11 protein-coding genes are annotated in these 13,806 nt (G+C 66.8%); 3 read left to right on the top strand and 8 right to left on the bottom strand.

The window, feature by feature from the left end:
- Positions 1-50: 50 nt before the first annotated feature.
- The 3 genes from arsA to ACTJKQ_RS05075 all read right to left on the bottom strand — a co-directional run bounded on the left by arsA (position 51) and on the right by ACTJKQ_RS05075 (position 4,074).
- Positions 51-1,883, bottom strand: a complete 1,833-nt coding sequence (gene arsA, locus ACTJKQ_RS05085) for an arsenical pump-driving ATPase (protein WP_440596217.1) — start codon at positions 1,881-1,883, stop codon at positions 51-53.
- Between the two features lie 52 nt (positions 1,884-1,935).
- Positions 1,936-2,775, bottom strand: a complete 840-nt coding sequence (locus tag ACTJKQ_RS05080) for a ZIP family metal transporter (RefSeq protein WP_056747512.1) — start codon at positions 2,773-2,775, stop codon at positions 1,936-1,938.
- Between the two features lie 402 nt (positions 2,776-3,177).
- Positions 3,178-4,074, bottom strand: a complete 897-nt coding sequence (locus tag ACTJKQ_RS05075; protein WP_440596216.1) for a dienelactone hydrolase family protein — start codon at positions 4,072-4,074, stop codon at positions 3,178-3,180.
- A 259-nt stretch (positions 4,075-4,333) separates the two neighbouring features.
- Between ACTJKQ_RS05075 and ACTJKQ_RS05070 the strand changes: the two genes are divergently transcribed.
- Positions 4,334-6,724 carry a PAS-domain containing protein gene (locus ACTJKQ_RS05070; protein WP_440596215.1) on the top strand — a complete coding sequence of 797 codons (2,391 nt, stop codon included), beginning with the start codon at positions 4,334-4,336 and terminating at the stop codon, positions 6,722-6,724.
- A gap of 93 nt (positions 6,725-6,817) precedes the next feature.
- Entirely contained in the window at positions 6,818-7,708 is an 891-nt protein-coding gene (locus ACTJKQ_RS05065; protein ID WP_440596214.1) for an NAD-dependent epimerase/dehydratase family protein, read from the top strand.
- Between the two features lie 21 nt (positions 7,709-7,729).
- Here ACTJKQ_RS05065 and ACTJKQ_RS05060 read toward each other — a convergent pair whose 3' ends face one another.
- From ACTJKQ_RS05060 to ACTJKQ_RS05050, 3 genes are all read right to left on the bottom strand, one after another.
- Entirely contained in the window at positions 7,730-8,725 is a 996-nt protein-coding gene (locus ACTJKQ_RS05060) for an amino acid ABC transporter substrate-binding protein (RefSeq protein ID WP_440596213.1), read from the bottom strand.
- Between the two features lie 95 nt (positions 8,726-8,820).
- Entirely contained in the window at positions 8,821-9,633 is an 813-nt protein-coding gene (locus ACTJKQ_RS05055; protein ID WP_108498741.1) for an aspartate/glutamate racemase family protein, read from the bottom strand.
- Positions 9,634-9,644: 11 nt separating this feature from the next.
- On the bottom strand, positions 9,645-10,535 hold the full coding sequence (locus ACTJKQ_RS05050) for an amino acid ABC transporter substrate-binding protein (protein ID WP_056061154.1): 891 nt from the start codon (positions 10,533-10,535) through the stop codon (positions 9,645-9,647).
- A 356-nt stretch (positions 10,536-10,891) separates the two neighbouring features.
- On the opposite strand from ACTJKQ_RS05050, the gene ACTJKQ_RS05045 reads away from it, so the two are divergent.
- Positions 10,892-12,106: a D-amino acid dehydrogenase gene (locus tag ACTJKQ_RS05045; protein WP_440596212.1), complete on the top strand. Its 1,215-nt coding sequence runs from the start codon at positions 10,892-10,894 to the stop codon at positions 12,104-12,106.
- A 63-nt stretch (positions 12,107-12,169) separates the two neighbouring features.
- Here the strand turns inward: ACTJKQ_RS05045 and ACTJKQ_RS05040 are convergent, their stop codons facing one another.
- Positions 12,170-13,099: a LysR family transcriptional regulator gene (locus ACTJKQ_RS05040; protein WP_440596211.1), complete on the bottom strand. Its 930-nt coding sequence runs from the start codon at positions 13,097-13,099 to the stop codon at positions 12,170-12,172.
- 70 nt (positions 13,100-13,169) lie between these two features.
- Positions 13,170-13,802, bottom strand: a complete 633-nt coding sequence (locus tag ACTJKQ_RS05035) for a glutathione S-transferase family protein (RefSeq protein WP_440596210.1) — start codon at positions 13,800-13,802, stop codon at positions 13,170-13,172.
- Between the last annotated feature and the right edge of the window lie 4 nt (positions 13,803-13,806).

Raw genomic sequence — 13,806 nt, 5'->3', positions numbered from 1 at the left:
TTTTTAGCCATTTTGGCCGCCAGTGCTAGTTCCATATGCCTGAGCAGCTATCAATGAGATAGCAAATCTCCTGTGACTGCAGGCGGTGCGGCCACCAGCCGCCCCAGCGCCTCCACGCCCACAGGCGGCTGTGCCAGCCAGGGCAGCACGTAGGTACGCTGCGCCAGACCGCTGGCGATGCGCGCGGCCTGCTGTTGCTCGCCCGCCAGCCGGGCCTGCAGCAAGGGGTCGCTGGTGCCGGTGGCCGCCACGCTTTTGTTGATGACCCAGGCCCAGGGCTCGATGCGGGCGCGGCGCAGGTCGTCCTGCAGCGCGGCGGCTTGGCTCACGGGCGTGACCTCGGGCAGCGTGACGATGACCACATGGGTCATGTCGGCGTCTTGCAAGCGCATCAGCGGCGTGATGATGTGCTTGGCGTTCACGTTGCCTTCGTACTGCTGCGTCATCTGCCGGTGGTAGGCGCCGGTGGCGTCCATCAGCAGCAGGCTGTGGCCGGTGGGCGCCGTGTCCAGCACCACAAAGGCGCTGCGGGCCTCGTTCACCACGCGGCTGAAGGCGTGGAACACGGCTACCTCTTCGGTACAGGGCGATTGCAGGTCTTCCAGCAGCAGGGCGCGGCCCGCGTCGTCCAGCGCCTTGCCGCGTGTGGCCATGATCTTGTCGATGTAGGCCTGGGTCTCGGCGTGCGGGTCGATGCGCCCCACCTTCAGGCCCGGCAGGCTGCCATCGAGCTGGCTTTGTACATGGGCCGCCGGGTCGGTGGTGGTGAGGTGCACGCTGTGACCACGCTGCACCAGGCCCACAGCGAGCGCGGCGGCGATGGTGGTCTTGCCCACGCCGCCCTTGCCCATCACCATGATGAGGCCGTGGCCCTTGGCGGCCAGCGCGTCGGCAAGGGCGGCGAGGGGCTCCGCCTGCAACGGCACACCCACTGCGGCAGTGGGCGCGCGCAACGTCACATCGCCGCCACCCAGCAAGGCCCGCAGCGCAGGCAGGCCCACGGTGTCGAAGGCGCGCAGCGGCACCTCGTCGCGCGGCAAATGCGCCAGCGCATCGGGCATCTGGTCCATGGCCTGACGGCCCAGGGCCTCGATGGCGTCGGCCACCGCGTCTTGCCCCAGTCGGCTGGCATGGAACACGCCGTTGATGGCCAGGCGCTGGTTGGCCAGGCCCAGGGCGCGCAGCTCCAGCGCGGTGCGCGCGGCCTCTTGCATGGGTCGGGGGTCGGGGCGGGTGACCAGCACCACGGTGGTCAGGGCCGGGTCGCTCAGCGCGGCCAGGGCGGCGTTGAAGCGAGCCTCCTGCATCTTGAGGCCCGAGTGCGGCCCCAGGCACGAGGCACCCCGGTCATTGCCGGCCAGGAATCCGGTCCAGGCCTTGGGCAGGCTCAGCAGGCGCAGCGTGTGGCCGGTGGGGGCCGTGTCGAACACCACATGGTCGAACACATGGCCGGTGTCACTGCCCTCGCTGGCCAGCAGCGCGGCAAATTCGTCAAATGCAGCGATCTCAGTGGTGCAGGCGCCCGAGAGTTGCTCGCGCACCGTGGCGCGTTCATCGCTGGTGGCGGTGGCCTCCAGCTGCGCCAGCACACGCTGGCGGTAGGCCTCGGCGGCCGTGTCGGGATCGATGTTGAGCATGTGCAGCCCCGGCACCCCGGGCACGGCCACTGGCTGGTTGGACAGCGGCACGCCCAGCATTTCATCCAGGTTGGAGGCCGCGTCGGTGCTGACCAGCAGCACCTGGCGGCCCGCATCTGCCAGGGCAATGGCCGCAGCCGTGGACAGCGATGTCTTGCCCACCCCGCCCTTGCCCGTGAAGAAAAGGAAACGCGTGGGCTGGGCGAGCAGCCCCAGGGAGATGGGGGTGGCGTGTGGGACAGTCATGGGCCCAGCATGGCAGAACCGTGCGGCACGGCCTTGAGCCAGGTCAAGGGCGTCAGTGCGCGTGCGCCGCCCCGCTCACCAGCGTGACCACGGCCATGCCGGCAATCAGCCAGGCAATCTGCAACACGGTTTCGCGCGCGGTCAGGCGTTTTTGCAGCTGGGGGATCAGGTCGGCCAGCGCCACGTACACAAAGCTGCTCGACGCCACGGCCAGGAAGTACGGCAGGAAGTCTTGCAGCTGCCCCACCAGGAAGTAGCCCACCACCCCGCCCAGCGCCGTCACGGCCCCCGCCAGCGACACCTTCACCAGCGCCATGCGCCGGTTGGGGCTGGTCTGGCGCAGCACCACCAGGTCGCCCATGTGGTGCGGCACCTCATGCGCAAGCACCGACACGGCGGCAATCACCCCCAGGCGAATGTCGGCCATGAAGGCCGAGGCAATCAGGATGCCGTCGCCAAAACAATGCACGCTGTCACCCGTGAGCACCGCCCAGCCTCCCGAGCGCGGGCCGTGGTGGTGGTGCGCGTGGCCGTGGTCATGGCCGGTTTCGTGGCCATGGTCATGGTGGGCATGGCTATGGGCAGCGGTCTCTGCGTGGCTGTGCTCATGCCCGTGGTGCCACAGTTCGGCCTTGTCCAGCAAAAAGAAGAACACCACACCCACCAGCAGGGTGGCAAACAGGTCGTGGGCGCCCGCCTGGCTCTCGAACGCCTCGGGCAACAGGTGCATGAAGGCCGTGGCCAGCAAGGCACCCGCGGCCAGGCTGAGCAGGTGCTGCGGCCCCACGCTGTCGCTCCGCCCACCCAGGCCCAGCCGCATGAGCAAGGCGGCCAGCCACACGCTGCCGATACCAGCGGCCAGTGTGGCCAGAATGATTGCTACCAAAGTCATAGCTTGTTGCGCTTTATCTGTAAGCCAAAGAACCTGTTCAAGCTCTTCTCAGGGTCGCACAAGTACCTTGCTGGGATGGGATGCAAGGCGCGGTGCGCAGCCAATAGCCCGTGCTATTGGCAAGCGCCGCAACGCCGCAGACCGCCCGGCAAGGCACTTGCCCGAAGGGTTGGAGTGAAATCGAGCGATTGGACGCCCCGGCTGCTTGCATGGGCATGAGCCCATGCGGCGCACCCGAAGCATCCACTCATCCCGATTGCACTCCAATGCGATCCCTGAAAAGAGCTTGAACAGGTTCTTGCGCTCATTTTGTTCAAACTCTGCACGCCCGATGCAAGATGAAAAAAGCCGCCCCGGGTGTGGGGCGGCTGCGGGTGGCCTGGTGGGCCGGGGGTTTGTGCATCAAACCACACCGTGCGTCTTGAACCAGGCCAGCGCACGCTTCCAGCCGTCTTCGGCCGCTTCCTTGCGGTAGCTGGCGCGGTAGTCGGCATGGAAGGCATGCGGTGCATCGGGGTACACCACAAATTCCGACGCCTTGGCCTGTGGCGAGCCACTGGACAAGGCCGCTTTCATCTTATCAACCGTGTCAAGGGGGATACCGGTGTCTTTTTCGCCATACAGGCCCAGCACCGGCGCCTTGAGGATGGGCGCCAGGTCCACAGGGTGCTTGGGGGTGAGCTCGCTCGCTTGCCCCACCAGCCGCCCGTACCATGCCACGCCGGCCTTGACGGGGCCGTGTGCGGCATACAGCCAGGTGATGCGGCCACCCCAGCAAAAGCCGGTGATCCCCACCCGGGCGCCATCGCCCCCGTTGGCTGCGGCCCATGCCACAGCGCCGTCCAGGTCGGCCATCACCTGGGCGTCGGGCACCTTGGACACCACTTCAGCCATCAGCTTGGCAATGTCGGTATAGGTGGTGGCATCGCCCTGGCGCGCGTACAGCTGTGGGGCAATGGCCAGGTAACCCGCCTTGGCAAAGCGGCGGCAGGTGTCGGCGATGTATTCGTGCACGCCAAAAATTTCTTGGATCACCAGCACCACGGGCAGGCCGGTCTTGCCAGCCGGTGCTGCGCGGTAGGCCGGCACCTTGAAGCCATTGACCGTGAAGCTCACTTCCCCCACCGTCAGGCCGTCTGCCGGCGTGGCAATGGCCGTCTGCGCCATGATGGGGGTGGCCGCCGCCGCATAACCCAGGCCCAGCGCTGCCTGCAGCGCAGTGCGGCGCGTGGCGCCCGCTTCGGTGGTGCGGCCCGGCAACAGCGCCTGGGCGTCGGCATGGAGGTCGTCATTGAACATCGGTTTTCTCCAAAAAAAGGGGGGATGGGCCACGGGGTGGAAACTGCCAGCCCCGGAGTCTATGGGGTTTGCACCGCCTCCGCATTTTCGGATACCGAAAAACGGGGAGCACTGCTAGACTTTCCGCGAGCACCGTCGCCGTGGGCATGCGTCACCAACCCGCCACCGCGCAAACGCCTGCTCGCCCGCCCACATTTGCCTTTTTCTTTCTTCATCCACCCGCCCACCTCCCGCAGACCACCCGCACCGGCCCGAGCGCATGCCCCCTCATCCCACACCACTCCCCCTGCGCGGACAGCTGCTGGTCCGACTGGTGGTCGGGATTTGCGGCGCGGGGGGCTTGGGGTTGCTGACCTGGGCGCTGGCCCGCCAAAGCATGGACCCGGCCATGCGACTGGCCAGTGCGGGTGCCGGGCTGGCGCTGGTGGCCAGTGCGGTGCTGTGCTGGTGGCTGAGCCTCCGGTTACTGGCGATGCATGCCACCGCCAGGGCCGCGCAGGATGCTGCGCAGCGGGCCACCAACCAGCTGTGCGCCACGCTGGACATCCTGCCCGACGGGTTGGCCATCTACGACGCTGACGACCGCTTGGTGCTGTGCAATCCCCGCTACCGGGAAGTCAGCCCCGGCACCACCATGGCCGTCGATTACGGCACCCGCTTTGAAGACGTGCTGCGCCGCGCTGCCGAATCCGGCCACATCGTGGCTGCGCGGCAGGACACCAATGCCTGGCTGGCCGACCGCATGGCCCGCCATCGCTCGCCCGGCCAGCCCGAGGTGCAGGAGGTCGAGGGCGACCGCTGGATGCTCATCACCGAGCGACTGCAAGAGGGGGGCGGCATGGTGGTGCTGCGCGCCGACATCACGGACGCAGTGCACAAGGAACGCGCACTCAAGCAGGCCCTGCACGACGCCGAACGTGCCGAACGCAGCCTGCGCGAGGCCGTCAATGCGATGCCCGCCGGGCTGGACATCTATGACGAGCAAGACCGGCTGGTGCTGTGCAATGACCAGATGGCGCGCCTGCGTCCGCACCTGCCCGTGGCTGAGTCCCTGGGCAAGACGTATGAGGAACTGCTGCGCGAGGGCCTGCGCTACGGCATCCCCGAGGAGGCCAAGGACCAGGAAGAGCTCTGGCTTGCGCATGAGCTGGCCATCCGGGGCCATCGGCCCGGCCCCGAAGTGCGCCACTACCCCAACGGCACGTGGATGCACATGCACGAATGCCGCACCCCGTCCGGCATGACGGTGTGCGTGCGCCTGGACATCAGCGACCTGATCGAACAGCGCCAGAAGGTCGAGACCGCCCGACAGGAAAGCCAGCGCATGCGCCAGCTGCTGGAGCGCGCGGTGGAGGCCCTGCCCGTGGGCATCGAGATCTTCGACGAGCAGGACCGGCTGGTGCTCTACAACCAGCAGCTGTCCCGCATGTATCCGTACATCAACTATGCGGACCACCTGGGCAAGGGTTTTGTGGACATCCTGCGCTATTCGGTCTCGCGCGGCCTGATCCCTTCGGCCAAGGGGCGCGAGGAGGCATGGATCGCAGAGCGCCTGTCAGAGCACGGCAGCAGCACATCCACCCTGGTGCAGCGTCTGAGCGATGGCCGCTGGATCAACATCTACGAAACCCGCACCCCCGAGAACTACGTCGTGGCCGTGCGGCTGGACATCACCAACCTCATCGAGCAGCGCCAGGCCCTGGAGGCCGCGCAGCAGGCGGCGCAGCAGGCCCGCCAGCTGCTGCAGGACGCCGTTGAGTCCCTGCCAGAAGGTTTTGCCCTGTTCGATGCAGAAGACAAGCTGGTGGTGTGCAACGCCCAGTACCGGCGCCTGTACCCGATCTCGGCCCCCATGATCGTGCCCGGCAGCACGTTTGAACAGATCGCGCGCTACGGCGCCGAGCGCGGCCAGTACCCCGACGCCATTGGCAACGAAGAGGCCTGGCTCGCCCAGCGCATGGCCGACCACCGCGCGGCCAACCATGCCGTGCTGCAGCGCCTGCCCGAGGGCCGCTGGCTGCAGGCCGACGAGCGGCGCACCCCCCAGGGTGGCATCGCCGGTGTGCGCACAGACGTGACCCAACTGGTGCGCAAGGAGCAGGAACTGGCCGCCGCCAACGCCAAGCTGGCCCTTCTGTCCACCACCGACGGTGTGACGGGCATTGGCAACCGCAGGCGCTTTGACGAGCGGCTGGCCACCGAATGGATGCGCTGCGGGCGGCACCAGCTGCCGCTGGCCGTGATCCTGATCGATATCGACCACTTCAAGCTCTACAACGACCACTACGGCCATCTGGCCGGTGACGAATGCCTGCGCCGCGTGGCGCAACTGCTGCAGGGCACCATCCGCAGGGCCGACGAGGTGGCCGCACGCTACGGCGGCGAGGAGTTTGTGCTGCTGCTGCCCGATGTGCCCCTGCCCGAGGCAGTGACGGTGGCAGAGCGCTGCATGGCCAGCCTGCGCGAGGCGGCCCTGGCCCACCCCCGCTCCCCCACGGCGCCCTACATCACGCTCAGCATGGGCATTGCCAGCCTGGTGCCACGCCCCGGCGCCAGTTCTGACACACTCGTGCATGCGGCCGATGCGGCTCTGTACCGCGCCAAGTACGGCGGCCGCAACCGCTTCGAGGTCTTCACACCTGCGCAGTGACGGTGTTGCCCGCGGGAGTGGCGACGGCCTGAGCAGGTCCGCGCCGGGCCTTCCGGTTTTTGCACGCTTCACCTTCTTTGCAGGACAACGCTGATGAACATTTTGCTCACCGGCTCCACGGGTTTTGTGGGCCGCACCGTGGCTTCCGCACTCACCCGTGCAGGACACCAGGTGCACGGCGGCGTATCACCCCGGCACCGGTCACCCGGCGCCTTGCAGGTGCCCATGGACTTTGCGCGCGACACCTCGGCCCAGGCCTGGCTGCCGCGCCTAGCGGGTATCGATGCCGTGGTCAACGCCGTGGGGGTGCTGCGCGACAGCCGTGCGCGCCCCATCGACGCAGTGCACCAGCACACGCCTGTCGCGCTGTTTGATGCCTGCGCCCAGGCGGGTGTGCGGCGCGTGGTGCATGTTTCGGCCCTGGGCATTGAGGGCAGTGCCACCCGCTATGCCACCACCAAGCGCGCTGCAGACACGCACCTGCTGGCGTTGGCCAAACAAGGTGCATTGCACCCCGCCATCCTGCGCCCCAGTGTGGTGTTTGGCAAAGGCGGCGACAGCAGTGCGCTGTTCATGAACCTGGCGCGCCTGCCAGTGGCGCTGTTCCCCGGCCCCATGCTCACGGCGCGGGTGCAGCCCGTGTCGGTGCACGATCTGGCCGCCGCCATCGTTGCACTGCTGGGGCCCGCCATCTCCACCCAGGGCATCGTCGAGTGCGCTGGGCCGGAGGCCCTGACCATGGGCGACTTCATTGCCTGCCTGCGCCAGCAACTGGGCCATGGCAAAGCCCATGTGCTGCGCCTGCCCGACCCGCTCACCCAGCTGAGCGCCCGCCTCGGCGACTCAGTGCCCAGCGTGCCCTGGTGCACCGAAACCCTGACCATGCTGGGCAGCGACAACGTGGGCAACCCCGCCGTGTTCGAGCAGCTGCTGGGCCGCAAGGCGGTGCATTACAGCCAGCTGGTGGCGACCGCCTGGCGCTGACGCGCACCGTCTGTGCCCTCGTCACTGGGGCACGAAGTCCGACGGATACCGCAGCGAATCCACCAGCAGATGCGACATGCGCATGCCCAGATTGATGCCATGGGGAGGAATGGGCTGGGTGAACCACTTGTCGTACAGGCGGTGCAGCTCCCGCGTCTGGATGAGCCGCCGCAGCTCCGCATCGACCACGGCCTTGAGCGCAGGGTCGTTGCGCGCGAACGCCACCGCATAGGGCTCGATGGTCATGGGCTTGCCAATCACCTTCAGGTCTTGCGGGCGGGCATGGCTGGCACGCAGGCCATAGAGCAGCACATCGTCCATCGCAAAGCCGTCCACCCTGCCATCCACCACCCAGCCAAAGCCCTCGGCATGGTCACGGGCGGGCTCGATGCGCAGGCGCACTGATTTGTTGGCAGCCTCGCGCGCCAGCGAATCGATGTTGGTGGTGCCCACCGTCGAAGCCACGGTCTTGCCGTCCAGGTCTTCGATACGCTCGAAGGGGCGCTGGCTTTGCACCACGATGCGTGATGACGCAATGAAGTGCGCAATGGTGAAAGCCACCCGCTGCCTGCGCGCAGCCGTGTTGGTGGTGGAGCCGCATTCCAGGTCCACATCGCCGCGCTCGATGGCCTCAAAGCGGTTGCCCGACGTGACCTGACGGTAGTCCACCCGCAGATCGCGCCGCTGCAGATGGCGACCGATGGCCTGTGCGATCTGCAGGCACACGTCCACGCTGTAGCCCACGGGCACCCCATTGGCCACATAGGACATCGGCAGAGAAGATTCGCGGTGGCCGATGACCACTCTTCCCGTGGCCTGGATGCGCTGCAGCGTCTGGCCCGGAGGCTCCGCTGTGCGCGCCAAGGCGGTGCTTGGCACTTCCGTCTTCGCAGAGGTCGATAGGCCCGCAGCGGTCCCCGTGTTCTGCGCGATGACCCCCGCCGTCGCACACGCAGCGCAGGCAGCAGCCAGCGCACGCACCATCCCAAACCTCGCGGGATTCGCTTCACATGTCATGGCTTGCCTCTTCGAAGTTTTCGTGATGCCACCTGGGCAATGGCCTGTGCGCTGGCTGGCGTACCGGGGCGCAGCGGCACCAGGGCTCTACAGCGCTATACCGCAGCCCGCGAAGCTGAAGACCCAGTGGGGGGCGGGGCTTCCATGCCCGTGTTTCCGTACGCATGCCGCGCCAAGGCAGCCGCCAGCACCATGGACGGGTTGACTAGCGTCAGCCCCTCCAGCCGGGGGTGCTCTGACAGTGCGAGTGGAATTTCTGTGCAGCCCATGATGAGCGTGGAGACCCCATAGCGTTGCTGCAGCACCAGCGACACGGACTCGAACCGCTGGCGGGCCAGCGCGTAGTTGCCGGCCTTCACGCCGTCGTAGATGCCCTGCATCAGCTGGTCGCGCTCACGGGGTTCGGGCACAAAGCAGTCGATGTCGCGGTGCTCCAGCTCGCGCTGGTACAAGCCCGCCTCGTAGGCACCCTGCGTGGCCAGCAGGCCCACGCCATGCACCTTGTGCAGCGCCAGGTCTGCAGCGACCTCTTGCACACCATGCAGCACCATCAACTGCGGAAAGCGCTGCTGCAGCAGGCCATGCCAGGCATGCGCCGTGTTGCACGCAATGGCCACCACGCGCGCGCCCAGGGCCGCCAGGCGGCCCGTGGCCTGCAGCATCGGGTCTGCAGGCTGGTGGGCCCCGGGGCGGGTGTCGTGCAAGGCCGCCGTGCGGTCGGGAATGGGCACCTGCGCCAGCCAATGCTCAGGGTAAGCCTGGTCGTGCACAGGGATGCCCAGCGCCGCCATGCGGTCAGTGCAGGCCTGCACAAACAGGCGCACAAAGTCGGCACCCGCAGCAGGCCCCATGCCCCCCAGAATGCCCACCACCTGCGGGGCCGGAGGGTGCGGGGTGGACGGCAACATGCTCACACCCATCACAGCGCAGGCTTGTCGCTCTGGGCCACCAGGTTGTCGCGCAGCTCCTTGCTCATGGGCAGGTTGAGGTTCTGGCCGCGCGGGGGCACTGGCGACATGAACCACTTGGTGTAGAGCTTGTCGAACTCGCCCGACTTCATCATCCCGCCGATCACGCCGTTGACCAGCGTCTGGAACTGCGGGTCGTCCTTGCGCAGCATGCAGGCATAGGGTTCGACCTGCAGCGAGTCGCCCACCACCACCCAGTCGGCCGGGTTGCGCGTGTTGCCCATCAATCCAAACAGCAGGATGTCGTCCATGGCGAAGGCCTCTGCACGGCCGGTGTCCACCAGCAGCAGCGAGTCCTCGTGGTCTTTGCCCAGCACGATGTCCATGTCCAGGTTGTTGTCGCGGTTGTACTTGCGGATCACCTGCGCGTTGGTGGTGCCTGAGGTGCTGGCCACTTTTTTCTTGGCGAGGTCGGCGTAGTTCTTGACGCCCGAGGCCTTCTTGGTCAGCAGCCGGGTGCCGGTGTAGAAATAGTTGATGGCAAATTGCACGTCCTTGCCGCGCGCCGTGTTGTTGGTGGTCGATCCGCACTCGAGGTCCACGGTGCCGTTGGTCAACAGCGGAATGCGGTTTTGCGAAGTCACGGCCTGCAGCTCCACCTTGATGGCAGGGTTGTTCAACCGCTTCTTCACCGCATCGACCACGGCGTTGGAGATGTCCACCGACATGCCCACCGGGTTGCCCGGGCCCGCCAGATAGCTGAAGGGCACCGACGACTCGCGGTAGGCCAGCGTGATCTTGCCGGAGTCGGCAATCTTCTTGAGGGTGTCGGCACTGGCCACGGTACTGGCCAGCACACCGGCGACCACGAGGACAGCAGCGGTGACAGCGGAGAGCTTCATGGGAATCCCTTTGCAAAAAATCAGGTGAACAGACAGTCGGACAGACGAGAAAGCAAGATGCAGGGGCACTGTAAAAATTTGCGGCCGTCTTGAACAATTCATTTGCACGGGTCCACCATGATGAAAAGTTATGGCTCTGTTTCGGTGCACCTCCGCGCACCATCGTGGATCGTCCTGCCTGCTTTGCGGCCCTTGTATCGCGGCGCCCCCCCTCTTCCGCCGGCCCATCCTGAAAACACCGGGTGTTGGCCAGTGCATAACTTCCTGACATGGCAAGGCACTGCTTTGGCATTGTTCAGCAGGTGCGCCGCCGCCTACATTCGTTGTCATCTCCTCCAACCGTTTCACTCTCTCCGATGCAGGTATGTGTATTGGGCGCAGGCATCGTCGGCCTGGCCACGGCGTATGAACTTCGACAGCGCGGCCTGCAGGTCACGGTCATCGACCAGGCGCAGCCCGGCACGGGCGCCAGCGGTGGTAATGGCGCGCAACTGAGCTACAGCTATGTACAACCGCTGGCGGACGCCAGCATCTGGCGGCAGCTGCCACGGTTGCTGCTCTCGCCCACCTCCCCACTCAAGCTGCGCCTGCAGTGGGATACCCAACAGTGGCGCTGGGGGCTCGAGTTTCTGCGCGCCTGCAACCGGCAGACTTCCGAACGCAGCACCGCACAACTGCTGGCCCTGGCCGCCCTGAGCCGCCATCATCTGGAAACCATGCTGCAGGCAGAGTCTCTGGACTGCAATTTCTCCAGCACCGGCAAGCTGGTGCTGTACGACACCGCAGCCGGCCTGGCCGCTGCCCAACGCCAGATGGACCTGCAGCGCCAGTGGGGCAGCGAACAGCAGGCGGTTTCGGCCCAGCGTTGCGTGGAGCTTGAGCCCGCGCTGCTGCACTACCAGCCGCGCATTGCCGGAGCCATCTACACCCCCAGTGAATGCGCTGCCGACTGCCTCCAGGTCTGCCAAGGCTTGCAGGCCGTGCTGGCCGCACGGGGGGTGCGCTTCATGCTGGGCGCCACGGTCCAAGGCTTTGTGCGCGAGGGATCCCGCATTGCTGCGGTGCAGACCAGTGCAGGAGCCATCGAGGCGCAACAGCTTGTGCTGGCCCTGGGCAGCCGCAGCCACCCGGCGGCGCAGACGCTGGGGTTGCGCTTGCCGGTATACCCCCTCAAGGGCTACAGCATCACGCTGGATACCAACCCCACACCATCGGCAGCGCCTCGCATCAATGTGACCGATGCTGCACGCAAGGTGGTGTTTGCGCGCATCGGCCAGCGCCTGCGGGTGGCGGGCATGGCCGAACTGGTGGGGCACGATGCACGCATACCTGCCGCGCGCATCCAGAGCCTGCGCGATGCCACCCGCGCCGTTTTCCCAACCTGCCATCAAGGCGGAGAGCTGCATGCCTGGACCGGCATGCGCCCCGCCACGCCCACCGGACTGCCGATCGTAGGCCGTTGGGTGGGGGCACCGGACAACTTGCTGCTCAACACAGGCCATGGCTCTTTGGGGTTCACGCTAGCGTTCGGCACGGCGGCGCAGGTGGCCGAGCTGCTGGCGCCCGCCTGACTCTCCCGCACTCCCACGCTCTGCAGCCGCACAAGGCACCACCCGCCTCGGCAGGTGGCGCGTTCACTCCACCTCGGGCTGCAGGCCCACCGCTTCCAGCGTCTCTGCCACCGCCTGGCGCATGCATTGCGTCATGGCACTGGCCAGCAGTGAGCTGGGGCGGTTGACAGTACGTAGCGACTTGATGGGCACGGCAATGTGCGGCGCCAGCGCCAGCACATCCACCTTGCTGCGGTCGGCCGATGCCGCCGTGCAGGCGTCCACCAGCGCCACGGCGTGACCATGGTGCGCCAGCGCCAGCGCCGCATGGTAGGTCTGCACCGTGAACGCCGTCTGCAGGCCCACGCCCGCCTCGCGGCACGCGTGGTTGACCACCGTGCCGATGGGGTCGCGCACATCCAGCCGCACCACCGGCGTGTCTGCCAGGTCGGCCAGATGCACCACACCGGCCGCCACCAGCGCAGCACCCAGCATGCCCTTGGGCGCTACACACACCATGCGCCCATCGGCCAGATGCTCCTGCGTGAGCGCGGGGTGGGCGATGGCGCTGAACACAAAGCCCACATCCGCCTCCTGCAGCACCAGGGCCGAGACGATCTGGGGCGAATGCAGCGCGTCGATGGTCACCTGCACATCCGGGTGCTTTTTCCTGAAAAAACGCAACGCACGCGGCAGCACCTCGTAGCTCAGCGCCAGCACGCTCAGGATATGCAACTCACCCTCACGCCGGTCGCTCTTGAGGCTGTTGGCCAGGCGCTGCACATCATCGAGCTGGGTGAACAGGCGCTCGATGTGCGGGTACAGGGTCTGTGCCTCGGTGGTGGGCACCAGCTTGCCCTTGAGCCGGAGGAACAGCGGAAAGCCCAGCTGCAGTTCGGCATGCGCCAGGATGCGGCTGACCGCAGGCTGCGTGACGTTGATGAGACGGGCTGCCGCGCTCACGCTGCCGGTGAGCATGACGGCGTTGAAGACTTCTATGTGGCGAAGGCGCATCACCTAACAATGCAAGGAACAGGCCCGATGCGCAATCCTTGCATCCACCCATTGCAGCGCTTGCATGCCGCTACAACGACATCGACGGCCGCGCCTCCATGGCAGCGCGCCAGCGCAGCAAGTGCGGGTGCTGCTCGCCCGGCTTGTGCTTGACCACACGCGCAAAGTCCACCGCCACCACCGCCGTGATGTCGGCCACGCTGAAGCGGTCGGTGGCAATGAAGTCGCGGTCCACCAAGCGCTCGTTGAGCAACTGAAAGAATTGCCCCACGCGCACCAGCCCCCGCTCGGCCAGGGCCGGGATTTGCGGGTAGTCCACCGCGCCGGGCAATGCCCGGTTGACCATGGCGGGAGCGCTGTTGCGCAGCGCTTCGGCAATGGCCTGCAGGCCCTCGAACTCCATGCGCCAGTTCCAGCTCGCAATCTCGGCCTTTTCTGCAGGCGTTTCGCCCAGCAGTGCAGGCTGCGGGTAGCGCGCTTCGAGATACGCCGTGATCGCCGCGTTGTCGGTCAGCAGCAGACCCTCTTCGGTGCGCAGCGCGGGCACCGTGCACTGCGGGTTGATCTGGCGGTAGGCATCGCCCAGTTGCTCGCCATTGCGCAGGTCCACCTGCACGGTGTCGTGGGCCACACCCTTTTCTGCCAGCAGGATGCGCGCGCGGCGCGGGCTGGGCGCGGTGGAGCAGTCGTACAAAGTGATCATGGTG

It is taken from the genome of Acidovorax sp. 22279 (genome assembly GCF_052045435.1).
Lineage (GTDB): Bacteria > Pseudomonadota > Gammaproteobacteria > Burkholderiales > Burkholderiaceae_C > Acidovorax > Acidovorax delafieldii.
The sequence above is the reverse complement of the archived record's forward strand: the minus strand, read 5'-3'. Positions and strand labels throughout refer to the sequence as shown.